Origin of the sequence: Crocinitomix catalasitica ATCC 23190, assembly GCF_000621625.1 — a bacterium.
In the GTDB taxonomy this organism is placed as follows: domain Bacteria; phylum Bacteroidota; class Bacteroidia; order Flavobacteriales_D; family Crocinitomicaceae; genus Crocinitomix; species Crocinitomix catalasitica.
The window spans coordinates 151,689-172,214 of the sequence record NZ_JHXV01000005.1; the positions used below are offsets into that span (position 1 = coordinate 151,689).

Below are 20,526 nucleotides of genomic sequence, written 5' to 3' on the forward strand. Positions count from 1 at the left end.
AAATATGCTTGGAAAAATAACTGGATATATTTTAACACTAGTAATTATAAGTAGTTGTGCGCTTTCTAGTAATAGTGAAAATAAGATTGATCAGCCTGTAGATGTTATTGAAAACAATGATTCAGAGTCAAAATCCAGTGTAAAAATGGAAACATATACTACAGGAGCAAAAGCACCTGTGGCATATACTGTAGAGAAAGGATCTAATCCCGAAGGGTTGTCAATAAATTGGATGGATTTTGAAAGTGCTATTGATGCGAATCAAAATGAAAAAAAGTATATTCTCATTTATACTTATACAGATTGGTGTTCATGGTGTAAAAAAATGAAAGCAACGACTTTTCAGGATCAAGAAATAATCAATTTGATCAACGAAAATTTTCATCCTGTATTATTAAATCCTGAAATCAAACAAGATATTGCATATAAAGAAGTGTTATATGAAATGAAAGCTTACGGTAAAAAGTCGTATAATGAATTAGCTGTTAATTTATTAGGAGGTAAAATGTCATTTCCTTCTATCGTTATCCTTTCAAAACGAGAAGTTAAAAAGGAAACAATTAATGGTTATCAATCAATATCAGTTCTTAAGCAAATGCTTAAGAATTATTCGAAATAGTGATTTTTTGATAAATTATAAATATTCGAATTAATTTTTAGAAATACTTGTTTAAGTATTGACTAATAGGTAGGGTTTGAGGTGAAATTATTTTTTTTAAAAATTTCATTCCACTTGCTTTTAAATCGTAAAAAAACGACTATCTTAGTCGAATTATTAATCTCCTAAAATAACACACATATAAAATGAGTGAAATAGCAAAAATAGAATTAGATGGTACAATCTATGAATTACCTGTTGTAGTCGGAACCGAGAACGAAAAAGCTGTAGATATTTCTTCACTGAGAGGTAAGTCAGGTTACATAACTTTAGATCGAGGTTTCAAGAATACAGGTTCTTGCGAAAGTGCTATTACTTTTTTAGATGGAGAAAAAGGAATTCTAAGGTACAGGGGATATCCAATTGAGCAATTAGCTGAGAATGCGTCTTTTTTAGAAGTAACATATCTTATTTTAAAGGGTGAGTTACCGACTAAACAAGAATTAGCTGATTTTGAAGGCGTGATTGATAATCATACGCTTGTTCATGAAGATATGAAAAGATTTTTTGAAGCTTACCCTAACAAGGCACATCCTATGGGAATCTTAGCTTCGATGATTTGTTCAATGTCAACATTCTATCCGGAGTCTCAAGACCCTAATCGTCCTAAAGAGGCTTTTGAATTATCTATTAATAGATTGATAGCTAAATTCCCTACTTTGGCAGCAATGGTTTATAAGAATGCTGTAAGACACCCATTCATGTATCCTAAAAATGATATTGGATATGTTGAAAACTTTATGTTTATGACATGGGGAATGCCAACTGAAGACTATGTGCCAGATCCTATTATTTCTGCAGCTCTTAATAAGCTATTAATTCTTCATGCTGACCACGAACAAAACTGTTCAGCTTCTACTGTACGAATTGTAGGTTCGTCTCAAGCGAATTTATATGCTTCGATATCAGCAGGTATTTCAGCGCTTTGGGGACCACTTCATGGTGGTGCTAATCAAGCCGTTATTGAAATGCTTGAAATGATTCAAAATGATGGTGGTGATTTAGATAAGTGGATTGCAAAAGCTAAGGATAAAAACGACTCATTTAGACTAATGGGATTCGGACACAGAGTTTATAAAAACTTTGATCCAAGAGCAACAATTATTAAGAAAGCATGTGATGACATACTTGAACAATTAGGCGTAAAAGATCCAACCTTAGAAATCGCTAAGAAACTAGAAGAGGTTGCATTGAATGATGAATACTTTAAATCAAGAGGTTTATATCCAAATGTTGATTTCTATTCAGGTATTATTTATAAAGCTATAGGAATACCTACCGAAATGTTTACCGTAATGTTTGCAATGGGACGTTTGCCAGGTTGGATAGCACAATGGCAAGAAATGTTAGATAACTCTGAACCTATTGGAAGACCGCGTCAAGTATATGTTGGAGCAACAAAAAGAGACTTTGTTCCACTTGATAAACGTTAATATTAAAAATTAATTGTTAATAACTTTGACCTGTATATGTTTCATATACAGGTTTTTTTGTGTTATTTTTGTTTAAAATACCCTATTCTTAAAACTTTAATTCCAAGAATTAAGGCAATTTTTCTTTGCAGTAAATCAAAAATTTATATCTTGTTATCAAATTATTTGAAATATGAGACAATTTTACTGCTTAAAATCATGTTTTTTGATTTTAATTTTGGTCTTAGTTAGGCCGGTATCCAGTCAAATATTGATGGATTTTTCTTGTACAAATTTAATTCAAACTTACGTCGTTCCAGAAGGTGTAGAAACAATTCAACTCGAATTGTGGGGAGCGCAAGGTCAAGCAGCAACAATCGAAGATTACGAACCATCAGTTGGTGGTTTAGGTGGTTATAGCTCTGGAGTGCTAAATGTTTTACCTGGCGATATTCTTTATATTTATGTTGGATCAACAGGTGTACCTGGTTCTCCAAGCTTTAATGGTGGCGGTGTTGGGGGGTATGGTTTCCCTACTGATGGTAGTGAGGGTTATGCAGGTAGTGGTGGAGGCGCATCAGATGTGCGTATTGGTGGAATGGAGTTAGAACATAGAGTTATTGTAGCTGGCGGTGGTGGTGGAGGTGGACGTGATTATGTCAATGGAAGTTGTTTACCGTGCGGAACTGGGGGGGATGGTGGTGCTGGAGGTGATTTAGTTGGTTCAAATGGAGACGACCCATGGTATTCGCGTGACGTATATATAAATCCTGGGAGTGGTGGAATTGGTGGCGGCCCAGATTATGGAGGTAATGGAGGAGATGGAATAGAAGGAGTGGATGGCAATCCTGGAATATTAGGTGTTGGTGGTGATGGAATTGATGGGTATAATAGTGTCGCAAGTGGTGGCGGCGGTGGCGGTTATTATGGTGGTGGATCAGGTGCAGGAGCTTCTCACGGTTCGGGCGTTGCTGGAGGTGGTGGTGCTGGTGGATCATCATATATAGGTGGTGTTCTAGATGGAATAACAATCGGTGGTGTCAATGAAGGTCATGGAAAGGTTCGAATAACTGAAATATGTAATCCCTTAACCGTAACAGTTTCAACAGATACTATTTGCTTGGGTGAATCAATCGTTCTTAATGCTAGTTCAGGATTGACTGGTGAAATTTCATGGGACGGAGGAGTGATAAACGATGAATCTTTTACGCCTGGAAGTTCAGGCATGCATACTTACACTGCATCGAGTGATCTTGTTGTAGATTGTTCATTTTCAATCGATATAGTAGTTCATGCTCCACCTTCAATTGTTGCAAATGCTTCTTCTTCAGAAATTTGTCTTGGTGAAGCTGTGTTGCTTTATGGAGCAGGAGCAGAGTCCTATCTGTGGGGTCCTGATCCAATTGTGAATATGACACCATTTTATCCTGAAGAATCAGGAATTCTTGTTTATAATGTTACTGGAATTGATAGCAATGGTTGTAGTGCAACGGATGAAATTGAAATAAAAGTTAATGAAATTCCTGAAATCGAAATAATTACTGACGATCGAACTATATGTGCTGGAGACATGCTTAAATTAAGTGTAGAAGGTGGTGTTTCATACGAATGGTCGCCGGACCTAACTGAAGATGTACCGTTTAGGATTAATGAATCAGGAGTTTATACTTATCATGTAGAAGGTGTAGATGAGAATGGATGTGAAAACAATGACGATATAGATATCTTAGTAACTGACACATTGCTTGTGACCTATACAGTGACCGAAGAGATGTTTGGAGGTGATGGTGGTATAAATATAACAGTAATTGGTGGTGCCCTGCCGTATCATTTTGATTGGAATGTAGATGGTTTAGGAGACTTTGATGATACCGAAGATTTGTCGGATTTAAGTGCCGGGACGTACATGCTCCATGTGAAAGATGAAGGAACTTGTTTAGCGGAAAAAGAAATTACTCTTTCAAGTCAGCTTGCGTTTGACAATGTGAATTTTCAGAGTTTATCGGTATATCCTAATCCAACATCGAATAATGTATTTGTAGAATTACCTGGAAATTTTAACTTGATTGTATTAAATGCACAAGGACAGCGTTTAACAGAAAAGAAGTGTACAACTCAAGCAATATTAGATCTTATCGATTTTGAAAATGGTATATATTTCATTTTAATTAACCAAAATGGAAATCAAACAGCCGTTCGAATTGTGAAGAATTAATACAATAATTTCAAATAAATAAGAAGATTATTTAACGCCTATGTATTTCGCTAAATTATCATCATCTGAATAGGTGAAATTTAATTTATTGTCTTTCCCAATATATAAGAAGTTTGTAACTATTGTGTCAGATTTATTAACAGCTTCAACATTTATACCATTGGTTGTTACTAATACCTCAAATGTCTTAAAATCATTTCCTTCAACTTTAACTTTATTGTCATTAATTGCAGTTAGCCTAACAGCATATCCAGAATTTGCAATAGTGTCATGATCCATATAAGTGGCATCAATTGAACCTGAATATTCTCCTTCTATAACATAAGCAGGTTCGTTTTTTTTACAGCTTGCAAGGATGAATGTACTTGCGATTAATCCAATAATTATAGTCTTCATATCTTTTAAGGTTTATCCAAAAATAATCAAATTTTGTTTGAAAATTATAAATTATTTTGGGACGGATTTTTTTTTGCTAGAAATTAACAACAAGGCGTAAATTAATTCTTCTTCCAGTCAAGTGATTAGGTATTGAATAATACTGTCCATTAATGTCTTGTAACCATTGATATGAAACAACGTTCGCTATTCCTAGTAAGTTAAACGCATCTAAGCTCAAAGTCAATCTATTTAAGTGTTTAAGCACTGCTTTTTGTTTAAAGTTTTCTTTATTGTCGGCATTTATAAAATCGTACATAAAACCTAAATCAACTCGATAATAAGGTTTTGTTTTTAATACATCTTTATACCTTTCATAAGTAGGTGGACCATAAGGTAGATTCGTTGCCATAATAAGATTAACAGATACTTTTAAGTTTTCAATCGCTGGCATTTTATCTTGGAAGAACAAAGAGAATGTTACGCGTTGATCAGTAGGACGTCTAATATAGCCTGGTATTTGATGGATTGAGTCAACAGGAATGTTATCAAAAGTATAACCCGGTCTTATGGTGTCTCCACTTGAGTTTAAGTATAAATAATAGTCATCATTTAGAATGTCTTCTTTTGTATTTAAATATCCAATTCTAAAAAATGATTCGACTCCTGGTACAAATTGACCATTAATTTTCGCGTCAACTCCATAAGCATAAGCTACAGCACTATTTTCACCGTAATACCTTATTCTTACGTTGTCTATTTCGTAAGGAACAACGTCCCACATGTATTTATAGTATGCTTCGGTTACAAATTTAAAAGGGCGACCCCACATACTGAAAAAGACATCTGCACCAATTACGTTGTGCCATGACTTTTGAGCAACTATATCTGGTATAATCTCACCATCAATTCCCCGCATCGTTCGATATAAAGGCGGTTGGTAATATAATCCACTTGCCAATCTTATTTTTAGATTTCTGCGCGCCCAAGTGGAGTCTTCTTTTAAATAATAGGCACGGGGCGTATAAGTTATATTCATCCGAGGTGTAAACCATGCTTCATTATTGTAAAATCTATACCCTAAACGTTCACCTATAGTAAATGAAAGTTTTGAAGGACTGATAATGGTGTCTTTAAAGTAAATAAAGTGCTGTGTACTATCTGTTTTAATTTTCTTTTTAAGATCAATTACATGCGGTTTCCTAGTGATAAAATTCCGTGTGAATTGTAAATAAGAAGTCGCACGATATGTTTCTACACTATTCTGTTGCTTGATAACTTCTTTCAATTCAATTTCATCAGCATTCCCAAGTGGAATTGAGTATCCTCCCGAATCAAGTAGATGCCACTCGCTAAGGTTGTCTTGGAAATTCTCATATTGTATTTTAGCTCCCCAACTTAAATCTGCGGTTTTAATTCTATTTTTCTCTTCAACTTCTTTTTTGATAAAACTATAGCTGCCATTGTGATAGGCATTAGCTATCCAAACGTTTAAATTGTTTCTCGCGTGGTCTAACAAGGCTCCAACGCCAACATTAGCAACAGAATCACTAAACTCTTCTTTTGCTGGATCGGTTTCTAATTCATTAATCAAGTATTCTGCTAAAATATCGAATTTTTCACTTTCAATTGAGTGATACGCTGATGCTACAAAGCTTAACTTTAAACGGTTTCTTTTGAGTATCTCATATCCAGTTGCAACAGTGAAAGTTTGGAATTTAGTTTCTTCTTCTCCTTCAAAAAATACCCGCAATTGATAAGCTTCGTTTACTGTTCCCCAATTCGTTGTTCTTGTTTTTGGTTCGAAACGATAATTATTACTTGAGTAGTGTCCTAAAAGGAAAACTTTCTTGTAAGAACTCCGGTCTTCATCAACGTCCAAATAGTAATTACTCAAAAACTGATAATCAAAGAAAACAGGATTATAATCGCCTTCGGTTGGCAAGCCGTTTAATAAATACGAATTTGACCTGTATCTAGCACCCGTGATATAGTTTCCTTTTCGACCAGCAAAATTTCCTTCGAGGTGCGCTTGACCTCCCATTAAACTTGCTTGAGCTGAACCTCTAAAAGAATCAGGTTCTCTATATTTAATGTCTAATACTGAAGATAGTTTATCTCCATAAATAGCGTCAAAACCACCTGATGAGAAATTTATATTTTCAACGAAAGCAGAATTAATGAAACTTAACCCTTCTTGTTGGCCTGATCGAGCAAGGAATGGTCTGTAAATTTCAATCCCGTTTACATAGATTAGATTTTCATCATAGTTCCCCCCTCTAACATTGTAATTGGCAGTAAGCTCATTGTTGGTGTTTACTCCAAGTCCAGCTACTTTAATAAAATCTTCAATATTATCAGTGGCCGAAACCATTCTGTCAGGCTCTGGTAACTGCATTCCATCCATAAAACCGCCAGTACCTTGTTTTGTTACATCAATTAATGTTAATATCCTATTCTTTAGCATTATTCTTAATCCAATAACATTCTTATCCCTAACAGTGATTTGTTTTAAACCAGGTTCAAATTGCGCACTAGTAATAAGTAAATCGTATGAATTATTTGCAGGTACAGTTATGTTAAATGTGCCGTCAATGCCTGTTTTTGTTTTAAGATCCAACGCGTTAATTGTGATAGTAGCAGCTATTACTGGCAGATTATCGGCATCATAAATAGTTCCGCTTATATTAATGGTTTGACCAAAAGCGATGAATTGTAGGACAAATAAATATGTTAAAAATAATTTTTTCAAATCTTAAGAGTAGGCGTCAAAAATAGGTATTCAAATCAAGTTTCAAAACGGAATTATCTAGATATTATTACATAATTGATTTTTCTATAGAAAATTTAAGTAAAACCCTTTAACTTTATGAATTATAATGAGTTCATCTTTAGATATGTATACCGTATTATTAAGGTTTTATAATTTTTTTTTGCTTTCTAACGGCTATATGTTGATATTATCTTTGTTCATCATGTTTTATAAGGTATTTTTCTTTATATTTTTGTTAGTGACGATTTTTTCAACTAAACTAGATTAGAATTATGGCAGAACAGGATGTTCAGTATAACGAGGACAATATACGTTCCCTTGATTGGAAAGAGCATATTCGTTTACGTCCCGGGATGTATATTGGCAAACTGGGAGATGGTGCAGCAGCAGATGACGGAATCTATGTTCTTGTAAAAGAAATTTTAGACAATGCAATTGATGAATTTGTAATGGGAAATGGCCGTCGAATTGATGTTAAAATCAAAGATGGTATTACAACTATTCGCGATTTTGGACGAGGGATACCATTAGGTAAAGTCATAGATTGTGTATCAAAAATAAACACCGGTGGAAAATATGATTCTAAAGCCTTTAAAAAGTCTGTTGGATTAAACGGGGTAGGTACGAAAGCTGTGAACGCTCTGAGTGAGAATTTTATTGTTTCTTCCACAAGAGACGGCGAAAAGAAAACTGCTGTATTTAGTCAAGGTGAGCTCATTGAAGATCGAAAAGTTGAAAAAACAGACGAACGAAACGGTACTTTCATTCAGTTTATACCAGATACCACAATATTTAAAAATTATAAATTTAGAATACCTTACTTACAAAAGTTATTTTGGAATTATTGTTATCTAAATAGAGGTTTAGCCATTTATTTTAATGGCGAAAAATATGTTTCTGAAAATGGATTAAAAGATCTATTAGAAGATAATATGGAGAGTGATCCATTATACCCAATCATTCATCTCGAAGGGGAAGACATTGAGGTTGCAATTACACATGTTCGTTCGTATGGAGAAAACTATTATTCATTCGTTAACGGACAACATACTACGCAAGGTGGAACACATTTAACAGAATTCAGATCGGCCGTTGCGAAAGTGATTAAAGAATTTTACGGTAAGAATTATGACGCTGTAGATATCAGACAATCAATTGTTGCCGCTATATCAGTTAAAGTAATGGAGCCAATATTTGAGTCGCAAACTAAAACCAAATTAGGTTCTCAAGAGGTGGCTCCAGATGGAAAATCTATGCGGGCTTTTATCAACGATTTCTTAAAGGAAAAGTTAGATAATTTTTTACATAGAAATCCTGATGTGGCAGACACTTTAGAGAAAAAAATTAAACAATCTGAGAAAGAAAGAAAAGAACTTTCAGGAATTAGAAAACTGGCAAGAGATAGAGCAAAGAAATCAAGTTTGCACAATAAAAAATTAAGAGATTGTCGGATCCATTTTGATGATAAAAAGGGAGATAAAATGGATCAAACAACGCTATTTATTACCGAGGGTGATTCAGCAAGTGGATCAATAACTAAATCTAGAAAGGTTGAAACGCAAGCGGTGTTCAGTTTGAGAGGAAAGCCTTTAAATTGTTTTGGGCTCACTAAAAAAATTGTTTATGAAAATGAAGAATTTAACTTGTTACAAGCTGCATTGAATATTGAAGACAGTATAGATGATTTACGTTATAAAAACGTTGTAATTGCTACCGATGCTGATGTTGACGGAATGCATATTAGACTTTTATTATTGACGTTTTTTCTTCAGTTTTTTCCTGAACTTGTTCGAAAAGGGCATGTTTTCATTTTACAAACACCACTATTTCGAGTAAGAAACAAGAAAGAAACAATTTATTGTTACTCTGAAGATGAAAGAATAGACGCCTTAGAGAAGCTTGGCGTAAACGCAGAGATAACTCGATTTAAAGGGCTTGGAGAGATTTCTCCTGATGAATTCAAGAATTTCATCGGTGAGGATATTCGACTTGATCCTGTTTTAATAGGGCAAGATTCGAAAATCGAGGATATTCTAACCTTCTATATGGGGAAAAATACGCAAGACAGGCAAGAATTTATTATCAATAACCTTAAATTTGATGAAGTAGTAAGCTAGAACTGCAACGAACTTATACGTGAATAAAATGAATAAAATTTTCTTTTTCCTGATTGCACTTCTTCCATTTATGGTCTATGGTCAAAATAAAGGGCTGGCTATTTTTTATGTTGATCAAGATAATGGATATTATGAAATACTTATCAATGATACATTACTATTAAAAAAACACAAAGATTCATTACCTACTGGAAGTTACAAAGCAAAAATATGGTCAAGTGGATATGATGTTAAAGAAATTAAATTCGACATCCAAACAAATGAAACTACTTTAAATGCAATTACACTAGTCCGATCGAATGATTACAAGAGGTACGAGTCGGATTATAAGATTTATAGGATGAAATTTCATAAAGAATTTACTTTACCAATTACTCTTTCTTTGGCAGGTTCCTTAACTACGGCAGGCATTATGCTAAAAACGTATGGATTGCAAAAGAGTATTCGTACCAATATTGAAAAATATCACGCCAGTTTTAGTATTTCGGAAGTTGAAGAAATTAAAGCCGATATAAATGATTTATCACAGCGATATAATAGAAACAGAGTTGCATATTATATTTCTGGTGGTATAACGACCGTTTTAGTAGCTGGAACAATTTATTCTGGGTTTCGATTAAGAAAACACAATGACGAACCATTTTTCAAAGAAACCAGCCCGTTTGAAGATCGTATATCTTATAGCATTAGTCCCTTTGGAGGGCAATTAATATTTAAACTATGAAATTAGGTTCATTCGTTATTTTATCCTTTTTTTTATTTACTTCATGTCTTAAAAAAAATGATGAAATCAATCGGCTCAACACCAATATTTTTGACAAGGACTATTCACAAGGTGTATGGTTTAATGTTCTGAAATCAGTCAAATATATTAATGATTTTGGGAGTCCTATAGTGCGGTTTGAATATGAAATTCCTGAGAATAAAACACCTTCACTTAAGGGGTCCTTTATTAATGTAGCGTCAAAAAAAGCTAATGGTGATTGGGTTTTTGAAAAACTTTCGATTGGGACAGATGGCAGTTACGATGGTATTATCGAATTTCCAGCAGTAGTGTCTAATAATTACTGTTTCTTTTTGGGGATTCACAATACGGATGACGATTCTGTAATCAATAGTTTTGAATATTGTGAGGAGGTTAATTAATTTAAAAGATCGCGCTTTGAATAAATCAATAATAACTAAATAGAATATGTTAATAACTAAGGTGAGTAGAGCTAGTGAAATACATTTGTTCTATTTATTTTTGTTAGTCGTAGAAAAACAAGAATGGCAGAAGATCAAGAAAATTTGAACGAAGAAAACATGAATGAATCTGATGGTTTTGAAGGTAATCAAAACGGTCAAGATGAATCTGGTCAAATTGTTCCTTTGTCAGGTATGTACAAGGAATGGTTTCTAGATTATGCTTCTTACGTAATACTTGAACGGGCCATTCCAGCTTTATTGGATGGATTGAAACCTGTTCAGAGAAGAATTCTACATTCCATGAAGGAAATGGATGATGGGCGTTACAATAAGGTTGCAAACATCATCGGTAATACAATGAAATATCACCCGCATGGTGATGCTTCAATAGGAGATGCTTTGGTTCAAGTTGGACAAAAAGAACTGCTAATAGATATGCAGGGTAACTGGGGGAATACACTTACGGGGGATTCTGCAGCTGCACCCAGATATATTGAAGCAAGATTGTCAAAATTTGCGAATCATGTTGTTTTTAATGCAAAAACAACAGATTGGTTACCGTCATATGATGGTAGAAATAAAGAACCCGTTCTTTTACCCGTTAAATTCCCATTATTATTAGCTCAAGGAGCTGAAGGGATTGCTGTTGGAATGGCGTGTAAAATACTACCTCATAATTTTAATGAATTAATCGATGCTTCTATCGACATTCTGCGTGGTAAATCTGTCAATATTTTACCGGACTTTTTGAATGGAGGAATGGCTGATTGCACGAATTACAATGAAGGTAAACGTGGGGGGAAAGTTAGGGTTAGAGCAAAAATTGAGAAAGTAGACACGAAAACGATTAAAATAGTTGAAATTCCTTTTGGAACAACAACATCATCTTTAATCGATTCTATTTTAAAAGCCAATGATAAAGGGCAAATTAAAATTAAGAAAATAGAGGACAATACAGCCGCTGAAGTTGAGATCTTGATCTATTTGGCAACAGGGGTTTCTCCAGACAGAACAATGGATGCGCTATATGCATTTACAAATTGTGAAATGTCTATTTCTCCAAACACTTCGGTTATACTCGATAATAAACCTCATTTTATCAGTGTTAATGAGATACTTAAAATCAATACAAACTTAAGTGTTTCATTATTAAAGAGAGAGCTTGAAATTAAGTTGTCCGAGTTGGAAACAGCATGGCATTATACCTCGCTAGAAAAAATATTTATTGAGCAAAAGATTTATATTGATTTTGACGGAAAAACTTATGACGAAGCTATAGTTCTCACACATAAAAAATTAAAACCCCACATAAAACATCTTTTACAGGATGTGACAGATGAGGATGTGAAAAGATTGTTAGAAATCAGAATGAGACGTATCACGAAACACGATGCGGATAAGGCTGATAAACAAATTGCTGCTCTTGAGGATGAAATGAAATTAATCAAAAATCATCTGGAGCATCTCATAGACTTTGCGATTGACTATTTTAAAGATATAAAAAAGCGTTTTGGCGAAGGTAAAGAGAGAAGAACTGAACTAAAACAGTTTGATAATATCTCGGCTAAAAAGGTTATCGTTGCCAATAAAAAATTATACGTTAATAAAAGTGAAGGCTTTATTGGTTGGGGATTGAAAAAGGATGAATTTGTAGCAGAATGTAGTGATATAGATGATGTTATAATATTTTTCAAGACCGGTAAGATGATGGTCACTCGAATAAGTGATAAGAAATTTGTTGGCAAGGGAATTATTCACACGGCCATATGGAAAGCTGGTGATACCAGAACGATTTATCACTTAATATATAGAAGTGGGCCAGAGGGTGGACCGACGATGATGAAGAGGTTCGCTGTTAAAAGTATAACAAGGGATAAGGAATACTCTTTAATAAAAAATAAAAAAGGATCAATGGTTTATTATTTCTCTATTCATCCAAATGGTGAAAGAGAGATTGTAAATGTTCAATTAAGGCCTCGACCGCACTTAAAGAAAGTTCGTTTTGATATTGATTTTGGTGAACTTCTAATAAAAGGTAGAGAATCCGCTGGAAATATAGCAACTAAAGAAATCGTTTCTAAAATAGTTCAGAAAGAAGTCGGAGAGTCTACTTTGGCAGCTCGTAAAATTTGGTGGGACAATGTTGTTTCTCGTTTAAATGTGGATGATCGAGGTCGCTTCTTAGGACGATTTAAAGGTGATGATAAACTCCTCACAATTTATAGTTCAGGTGAATTACGTCTAACAAATTTTGATATTTCGAATAGGTTTTCTGACGATTTAATTCACATAGAAAAGTGGAGACCTGAAAGACCTATAAGTGTTGTGTACTATGATGGAGAAAAGGATTTATATTTTGTAAAAAGATTTACCGTAGATATTAAATCGGACAAGAAGATATCATTTATTTCTGAAAATGAAGGATCACTTCTAAGTGTTGTTTCAACTGCTAAATCTCCTGAAATAACAATCTCTTATAATAAAAGACTTAAAGAGACTAAGAATTTAGACGATACGTTAGTTAATCTGGAAGATTTTATTGAAGTGAAAGGAATGAAAACACAAGGGAATCAATTGACTAAACTAAAAGTTAAGGAAGTATTGCTTAATCATCCTGTTGCTGGACCTGAAGGTGAATTAGAAGAATTAGATGATGAAAATAATCAGAAGGAATCTAATAAAACAGAGGATAAAGAACACTCCGAGGAAATTCAAGACAATCAAGTTGAATGGGATTTAACGATTGAAAACAAGCCAAAAAAAGCTAAACCAATTAAAGATGAGGATTCAGATGATCAAACTAAGCTTTTCTAAGTTAATACTTATTGTTTCTTTCATTCTAAACGTTGTTTTTGCGCAAGCACAATCATCTCTTGTAAAGAAGGAACTTTTTAAAATGGACAACATCTTAAAAGGTGATACACGTGCGGTTTTTGTTAAAGATGATTATACTATTACAGGCGGTGTTGAAGCCAGGATAAACTTTAAAATATTAAATGATTCATTACCTGGAAATGGATTGGGATTATCGGATGAAGATTATAGAGATTTATATTGTTTCGACTTTTTAGATTGTATTTTTATGAATTCCGGTAAAGCTGGAAAAATTGTATCTATGGACCTTGAACATGGTCAGAAAGTTAGACTTGATACTAATGGTGTTTTTTTAAATTCAATGGATTTTTGGAATGATTCAATAGGAATTGTAATGGGAGACCCTATTCAAGGTAAATTTTTTATTTCTAAAACAACTAACGGCGGAAAAGATTGGTTTACTCCGGAAAATTTAGAAATGCCTAAATTATTAAACAATGAGGTTGGCTTTGCAGCAAGTGGCACAACAATTAAATGCATAAACGACTCTATAGTCTATTTTGGGACAGGAGGAAGTAAAACTGCACGACTATTTAAAAGTACTGATCAAGGAGAATCATGGATTGCTTTGAATACACCTATGAAATCAGGTGAAAACTTTGGTGTTTTTTCGATAGACTTTTGGAATGAAAATGAAGGAATAATAATAGGGGGTAGCTATATTGATACAACCTACTCAAATAAAATTTGCTACTATACAAAAGATGGCGGTGAAACATGGATAAATAGAAGTAACGGTCTACCGGGATATTGCTCCTCAATAGTATCTAATCTTAACGGTAAATTACAAGTCACAACAGGTCGCCTAGGAACTTATTATACCCTTGATAAAGGTGAAAAATGGCAACTATTTACCAATGAACCATATTTTTCAATAGGCGTTTCAGAAACCTATATTGTATTCACAGGGAGGTTAGGAAAATTCGCAGCTTACAACTATTCCATCAAAGAATAAGAGCTTAAAACTTGATTTTAAGCAAGTCAAAAGCTTCTCTTATTAACATACGAAATTTAATAATTACATAATCTTTAGCTAGCTTTCAGTAAATTCGAATGTTTTTTTGATTATATTTGTTACAAATTATAAAACAAAAAAACATGAAAAAAATTTACACTTTAGCAGCTGCTGCTTTATTAACTTTCGCAGCACAAGCGCAAAATGATTTTGCAGTTAGTTACGATAACTATACAACTGGAGAAACTACAGATGATCAACCGTTTTTAGGTACTTACACAATTGAAAATGTTGGAACAACAACAATTGCTGCAGGAGATACATTATGGTATGGTTACTTAGTTGATGGAGCAGTTTTTAGTATTGTTTTAGTACCAGACGGTGTTAGTGGAACAATATTAGCTGAAGATTTCGCACCTGGTGCAACTTTAAACGTACCTAGTGAAATTCCATGGGCTGAATTAGATATGACTATTGAAATTTGTGCTATTGTATTTGGTGAAGGTGTTGCTTCATTCAGAGGTGATGACATGATTTCTAATGACGATGACGTTACTAACAATACTGATTGTGTTAACGCTGTACTTCCTGCACCATCTGATGCTGGAATTGAGGATTTCGGTTCTTTATTAGAAAATGTATATGTTGCGAATGGTCAATTAGTGATTGTTAATAATGCTGTTGCATCTTCAAATAACGCAAACTTAAACATTATCAATATTTCAGGACAAACAGTTCAAACTGAAAACATGATTTTACAAGCTGGTACTACTACTGTATCTTTAAATAACTTGGCTGCTGGTATATACTTAGTTGCTGTTGAAGTTGAAGGAACAGTTGTTACTCGTAAAATTTCTGTTCAATAAGAACTTAAATTCTAACAAAATATTAAGGCGCTTTGTTTCAACAAAGCGCCTTTTTTTATATATGAAAAAAATACTAGCATTTTCCGGAAGTAACAGTAGTCAGTCAATTAATTCTTCTTTAGTTAAATATACTTTATCACTGGTAGAATCAGAAACTAAGTACGTCAATTTAATTGATTTTGATTTTCCTTTATTTAGTGTTGATTTAGAGAATGAAATTAAACAACCAAAAGGAGTAAAAGACTTGTTGACCATTATCAATTTATACGATAAAATCATTATCTCTACACCTGAACATAATGGGTCAATTCCTGCTTTTTTTAAAAATATTTTAGATTGGTTATCAAGATCAGGAGTGAAATATTTAGATGGAAAAGATATTCTATTGATGAGTACTTCAACAGGTAAAGGGGCAGCAGTAAAAGCGGCAGAATACGCCGAAAAACTATTGAAATATGCTGGCGGTAATATTCAAGCGAATTACAGTCTGCCTGAATTTAATAAAAATTTCACTTTACAAGATAACAAAATTAGCGATGAAGAATTAAATGCGCAATTAATAAAGACCATTGCTCAATTCTTAGCATCGTAAATTAATCATTCAGCCAATTCATTAAACGACCCCATATTGATTTTGGCTTTTCTTTTACAACTGCCTTTTTATTGACCTTTGGTTTTTTAACAACTTTTGGTTGATCAACAATAGACTTCGTCGCTAAAGTTTTAGTCGTTGTTTTTACAACCTTGTGTTTAGCTTCGTAATGTTTTTTCTTCTTTTCTTTTAAAGCTTGAAGTCTACGTTTTTCTTCAATTAAATGAATTTTATTTTTTCTGTTTGCTCTTTGTTGTTCTGAGAAACGGTATACGCCTCGCTCATTTTTAAACTCATTTTCTTCTTCCTCGTCAGACCTTACAGCATTCGTGTTCTCATTTGACTTAGCTGAAACAGGCTTAATGTCTTGAACCATAGATTCCATAGAAGCTTCAAGCTCGCCAATTGTGTCTGTTGATTCACTAACAACCGTTGTTATTGTTTCTTTTGATTCTTCTACTAATTTTTGAACATCCTTTTCAGTTTCAGGCAGATCTATTTTTCCTAATACTTTTAAACCGTCCAAAACAATCTTTGGGGTTTTAATTAATTCAGCATTCGGATCAACTGGACGTTCTGTGAAGTAATCTACTTCATCCTTAGCTTCATTCTCCGACTCTTCAGTTAATTCTTCTAAATCATTTAAGGCATCTTCAACAACTAAATCCTCAGTTGATTTCTCGTCTTCTAATAGAGGTGCTTCAGATATCTCATCTTGAATGGTTTGTTCTGTTATAATCTCAGACTGCTCAACAATCCGCTCTGCTATTACTTCAGGCTCAATTGTGGCTATTGTTTGTGCTACTTCTTCGTGAACTTCAGGTAAAACCTTTTCCTCAACTATCTCATAATGTTCCATTACAGAATCAATATGTTTATCTTCTAATTTGAGGTTAGGATCATTTTCAATACTAACTTCGAATTTGTTTTCTAAGAAAGTTTTTATTTCATTCGGGGTAATCTTTACTTTTCTCGCTAATTGAGCTAAACGCATGGATTTGAAATTTATTAGACCTCTTATTTGTTGCAAATATAATGTAACTTTACGAAAAAGTAGGTATCTTTCTATATCTACATTGTGGAAATTATTTTTTTAGCAATTATGTTTACTCAAGAGCAACAACGACAACATATGATAGAACTTGTCACAACGGTTATGCCTTTTGGCAAATATAAAGGGCGTAAAGTCTGTGATTTACCTGAGTTTTATTTGGTCTGGTATCACAGTAAAGGTTTTCCTCCTGGTAAAATAGGAGCACTTTTAGGTTCTATGTACGAAATTAAATGTAATGGATTAGAATATCTTTTAGATCCAATTAGAAAAAGTATATTTTAATTTATTTCTCGCGGTCAAAAGGATTTTCTGGCCAATAATGCTTTTTATAGCGTATGCGTAATTCTTTTCGAACTTCACTATAAGTATTTTTCCAAAAACTGGGTAAATCGGATGTGATTTGAACTGGCTTAAAACCTGGTGAAAGAATGTGTAATAAGACTTTGACATTACCATCATTAATACTCGGGGTTTCTGCTAATCCAAAAATGGATTGAATTTTAATTGGTAGAACAGGGGTGTATCCATTTTCTTGGTATACAAGTTCTGCTGTTTGATTATTAAATAGTTCAATTTTTTCAGGAACTATTTTATTTAATTTTTGTTGTTGCTCAGTCGATAAATTATAAAAGAGTATCTCGTATAGATTTAACTTTTTTAAGTCAGATGTTGAAGTAATATCATTTAAATAAGGACTAAGCCAGACTGAACAGTTCGATAGTATATGCGATAAACTATAATTAGGCCAATTGTCATTTGGAAACCATTTTTGAATCGTAATAACGCGGTTTAATAACTGCATTGTTCGATGATCAAAGTTTAATAGATGTTTTCCATCCTTTGTTAAAACATTCATAAGTAATTGTCTTATTTTTTCCTCATCCAATTCTCGAATTGGTGTTTTCTTTAGAACTATTGAGCCTATTCTTGTTTCTCGTTCCGCGATTATTCCTCCATCATCAGCGTCCCATTTATAAGATTCAATTTCTTTCAAAAAAGGTCTCAAATCCATCGGGTTTAAAGGCGCTGCTAAAAAAACTGAACCGGATTTTTCACGATCATTCATATGCGCGATTGCTAACCACGGCTCAAAAGCTAAGCTATCCTTATGGCCAATTGATACGTATTTACCATTTGCCAATTGGAATTGAGCATTATTTCCTGGTCTTGCAAATGCGATACGTTCGGGATAAGCATGTATTAATAAAATGCCAGCATCAAAGGGATCGAAACTATCATTCGACTCTTCAAGGTTGAATAAACTGCGATATTGTTTTGCTAATCGTTCAATTTGTTTAAACTTCCCCGTCAAACTTTTCGATTTCCGATGTCTACGTAATGCTTCAATTCGGTATGAAATGTCAATACCAGGATTATTCTTTAATGGGTCACGTTCATCTAATAACGCTGCGATATCTGTTGCTAAATGAATTAAATCTAATGATTCTGCCACTATTAATAAATGCGCAATCCGAGGATGTGTTGGTAGTTTTTGTATTAGAACTCCATGGTCGGTGATTTTATTGTTTTCTACAGCATCAATCGATTCAAGCAATTCACTAGCCATATTCAATGCATGGTCGGGTGGGGGATCCAACCAAAATAAGTCATTCACATTTTGTATTCCCCATTTAACTAGATCCAGCTTTAAAGGTGCCAAATCTGCAATTAATATTTCTGATAGTCTATGTAGATTTAATTTATATTGAGTACTTAAAGACCACATTCGATAAGCTATTCCTGGACCTAACCGACCCGCCCTTCCTGCACGTTGATCCGCGATATCTTTTGTTATTTGCTTGGTTTTAAGACCTGAAAGTCCAGTTTTTGAATCAAACTCAGCTGTTCTGGTATATCCCGAATCAATTACTATTTTAATTCCTTCAATAGTTAAACTAGTTTCAGCGATTGATGTTGCTACAACAACCTTCCGCTTATTGTTCCGATCTTTTAAAATTGCAGCACGTTGTTTATTCAAAGTTAATCGCCCAAATAATTCACGAATAACTATATCCATTTTAAAAGACTTTAAAACTTCAACACAACGTTTTATCTCTCGTTCTCCAGGTAAAAATATTAAAATATCTCCTTCTTGTTCAATATTGAGAACTTTTTTAGCGAGGAATGCAGCACTTTCAGCAATAGACTCTAATGGATAATCAGTTTCATAGTTAACAGTAATAGGATATTCTCGTCCCTTACTTGAAATTAATGGAGCTTCTAATTGTGCCGTTAATTCGTCAGTATTTAAGGTTGCTGACATCACCAATATTTTCAAGTCTGGTCTTAATATATTTTGTGATTCTCTTGTTAAAGCCAATGCAAGATCAGAATGAATATTTCGTTCATGAAATTCATCAAAAATAATTAATCCAATATTTTCGAGTGCATTATCATTTTGCAACATTCGAGTCAGAATACCTTCAGTAATTATTTCAACTTTAGTATTCTCATTAGATCTAGATTCAAATCTTATTCTATATCCAATTGTATTACTAACCTCTTCACCCAATAAACTAGACATTCTCTCGGCGATTGTTTTCACCGCTAATCTTCTCGGTTCTAGCATTAATATTTTCTTATCCTTTAACCAAGGCTCATCCTTTAAAATAAGTGGAATCAAAGTGCTTTTTCCAGCGCCAGGTGGAGCTTCAAGAATGACGGTATTAACCTCTGCTAATTTTGCTTTTAAATCTACAATAACTTCTGTAATCGGTAATTTAGTTTTAAAAGGATCAAACTGCATAAATTAAAATATTAGACGCCAAAATTAACGAATTCAATGTTTAGTGGGCATTTTTTTTTCTCTCACATCATAAATGTATATTTTTGGATAAAAAAAATAAATGCTAGGACTAAAGTTACCTACAGACCCTAGATGGGTTAATATTGTAGAGAGTAATATTGATGAAATTTTAACGGATCATGCTTGGTGCGAGCAGAAGGCGGCTACGAATGCAATTACTTTAATTATTCAGAACCCCGAAAGAACGGAAATGGTAGACGCTTTATTAGAGATAGCGAAAGAAGAATTAGAACATTTTGGTCAAGTCCATGAATTGATTAAAGAACGTGGAAATATTCTAGGTAGAGAAGGGGTAGATGATTATGTATCTAAGCTTTACAAGTTTATGAGTAAAGGAAAATCTAGACATGAATCGTTTATAGATAGATTGCTTTTTTCGGCAATGATAGAAGCTAGGAGTTGTGAAAGATTTAAAGTGTTATCTGAAAATTTACCCAATAACGCACTGGCAAAATTCTATCGTGACTTAATGGAAAGTGAAGCAGGGCATTACACTATTTTTATAGGATTTGCAAGAAAATATGCGGAAAATATTGATGTTGACAAACGTTGGCAAGCTTGGCTTGATTATGAAGCAGAAATCATTGTGAATTACGGCACTAATAACGCTATACATGGCTAATTATCTCTTTTGGAAATTA

The 20,526-nt window shown here is 33.6% G+C and carries 16 protein-coding genes; 12 read left to right on the forward strand and 4 right to left on the reverse strand.

Features of this window, described 5'->3' with window-relative positions; all coding sequences use genetic code 11:
• Window positions 1-4: 4 nt before the first annotated feature.
• The 3 genes from T367_RS23610 (at window position 5) to T367_RS25450 (ending at window position 4,285) form a co-directional block, all read left to right on the forward strand.
• Window positions 5-619 (forward strand): thioredoxin family protein, encoded by a 615-nt coding sequence (locus T367_RS23610; protein ID WP_051568312.1) that lies wholly within the window; start codon window positions 5-7, stop codon window positions 617-619.
• 185 nt (window positions 620-804) lie between these two features.
• Complete coding sequence (locus T367_RS0103025) at window positions 805-2,091, forward strand: citrate synthase (RefSeq protein WP_027418527.1); 1,287 nt, start codon at window positions 805-807, stop codon at window positions 2,089-2,091.
• A gap of 205 nt (window positions 2,092-2,296) precedes the next feature.
• Window positions 2,297-4,285 carry a glycine-rich protein gene (locus T367_RS25450; RefSeq protein WP_169736014.1) on the forward strand — a complete coding sequence of 663 codons (1,989 nt, stop codon included), beginning with the start codon at window positions 2,297-2,299 and terminating at the stop codon, window positions 4,283-4,285.
• 27 nt (window positions 4,286-4,312) lie between these two features.
• Here T367_RS25450 and T367_RS0103035 read toward each other — a convergent pair whose 3' ends face one another.
• Both T367_RS0103035 and T367_RS0103040 read right to left on the reverse strand, forming a co-directional pair.
• Window positions 4,313-4,681 (reverse strand): hypothetical protein, encoded by a 369-nt coding sequence (locus tag T367_RS0103035; RefSeq protein WP_027418528.1) that lies wholly within the window; start codon window positions 4,679-4,681, stop codon window positions 4,313-4,315.
• Between the two features lie 76 nt (window positions 4,682-4,757).
• The gene (locus T367_RS0103040) at window positions 4,758-7,412 is read right to left on the reverse strand and encodes a TonB-dependent receptor (RefSeq protein ID WP_027418529.1); all 2,655 of its coding nucleotides are present in this window, start codon (window positions 7,410-7,412) and stop codon (window positions 4,758-4,760) included.
• Between the two features lie 293 nt (window positions 7,413-7,705).
• Between T367_RS0103040 and T367_RS0103045 the strand changes: the two genes are divergently transcribed.
• The 7 genes from T367_RS0103045 to T367_RS0103075 all read left to right on the forward strand — a co-directional run bounded on the left by T367_RS0103045 (window position 7,706) and on the right by T367_RS0103075 (window position 16,025).
• Window positions 7,706-9,550: a DNA topoisomerase IV subunit B gene (locus T367_RS0103045; protein ID WP_027418530.1), complete on the forward strand. Its 1,845-nt coding sequence runs from the start codon at window positions 7,706-7,708 to the stop codon at window positions 9,548-9,550.
• A 28-nt stretch (window positions 9,551-9,578) separates the two neighbouring features.
• Window positions 9,579-10,274: a hypothetical protein gene (locus T367_RS0103050; RefSeq protein ID WP_157454104.1), complete on the forward strand. Its 696-nt coding sequence runs from the start codon at window positions 9,579-9,581 to the stop codon at window positions 10,272-10,274.
• Window positions 10,271-10,696 (forward strand): hypothetical protein, encoded by a 426-nt coding sequence (locus T367_RS0103055; protein ID WP_027418532.1) that lies wholly within the window; start codon window positions 10,271-10,273, stop codon window positions 10,694-10,696. The genes T367_RS0103050 and T367_RS0103055 overlap by 4 nt, the downstream gene beginning before the upstream one ends.
• A 123-nt stretch (window positions 10,697-10,819) precedes the next feature.
• On the forward strand, window positions 10,820-13,552 hold the full coding sequence (locus T367_RS0103060; RefSeq protein WP_027418533.1) for a DNA gyrase/topoisomerase IV subunit A: 2,733 nt from the start codon (window positions 10,820-10,822) through the stop codon (window positions 13,550-13,552).
• 82 nt (window positions 13,553-13,634) lie between these two features.
• Window positions 13,635-14,567 (forward strand): WD40/YVTN/BNR-like repeat-containing protein, encoded by a 933-nt coding sequence (locus T367_RS23620; protein ID WP_169736015.1) that lies wholly within the window; start codon window positions 13,635-13,637, stop codon window positions 14,565-14,567.
• 143 nt (window positions 14,568-14,710) lie between these two features.
• Window positions 14,711-15,433 carry a T9SS type A sorting domain-containing protein gene (locus tag T367_RS0103070; protein WP_027418534.1) on the forward strand — a complete coding sequence of 241 codons (723 nt, stop codon included), beginning with the start codon at window positions 14,711-14,713 and terminating at the stop codon, window positions 15,431-15,433.
• Window positions 15,434-15,494: 61 nt separating this feature from the next.
• On the forward strand, window positions 15,495-16,025 hold the full coding sequence (locus T367_RS0103075) for an NADPH-dependent FMN reductase (protein ID WP_027418535.1): 531 nt from the start codon (window positions 15,495-15,497) through the stop codon (window positions 16,023-16,025).
• Window position 16,026: 1 nt separating this feature from the next.
• Here T367_RS0103075 and T367_RS0103080 read toward each other — a convergent pair whose 3' ends face one another.
• Complete coding sequence (locus tag T367_RS0103080; protein WP_027418536.1) at window positions 16,027-17,019, reverse strand: hypothetical protein; 993 nt, start codon at window positions 17,017-17,019, stop codon at window positions 16,027-16,029.
• A gap of 138 nt (window positions 17,020-17,157) precedes the next feature.
• Here T367_RS0103080 and T367_RS0103085 point away from each other — a divergent pair, with 138 nt between their 5' ends.
• Window positions 17,158-17,361 carry a DUF3820 family protein gene (locus T367_RS0103085; RefSeq protein WP_027418537.1) on the forward strand — a complete coding sequence of 68 codons (204 nt, stop codon included), beginning with the start codon at window positions 17,158-17,160 and terminating at the stop codon, window positions 17,359-17,361.
• Window position 17,362: 1 nt separating this feature from the next.
• Here T367_RS0103085 and hrpB read toward each other — a convergent pair whose 3' ends face one another.
• Window positions 17,363-19,825 carry an ATP-dependent helicase HrpB gene (hrpB, locus tag T367_RS0103090; RefSeq protein ID WP_027418538.1) on the reverse strand — a complete coding sequence of 821 codons (2,463 nt, stop codon included), beginning with the start codon at window positions 19,823-19,825 and terminating at the stop codon, window positions 17,363-17,365.
• A gap of 100 nt (window positions 19,826-19,925) precedes the next feature.
• Here hrpB and miaE point away from each other — a divergent pair, with 100 nt between their 5' ends.
• A complete protein-coding gene (gene miaE, locus T367_RS0103095) occupies window positions 19,926-20,507 on the forward strand; it encodes a tRNA-(ms[2]io[6]A)-hydroxylase (RefSeq protein ID WP_027418539.1) in 582 nt (193 codons plus the stop codon).
• Window positions 20,508-20,526: the final 19 nt, after the last annotated feature.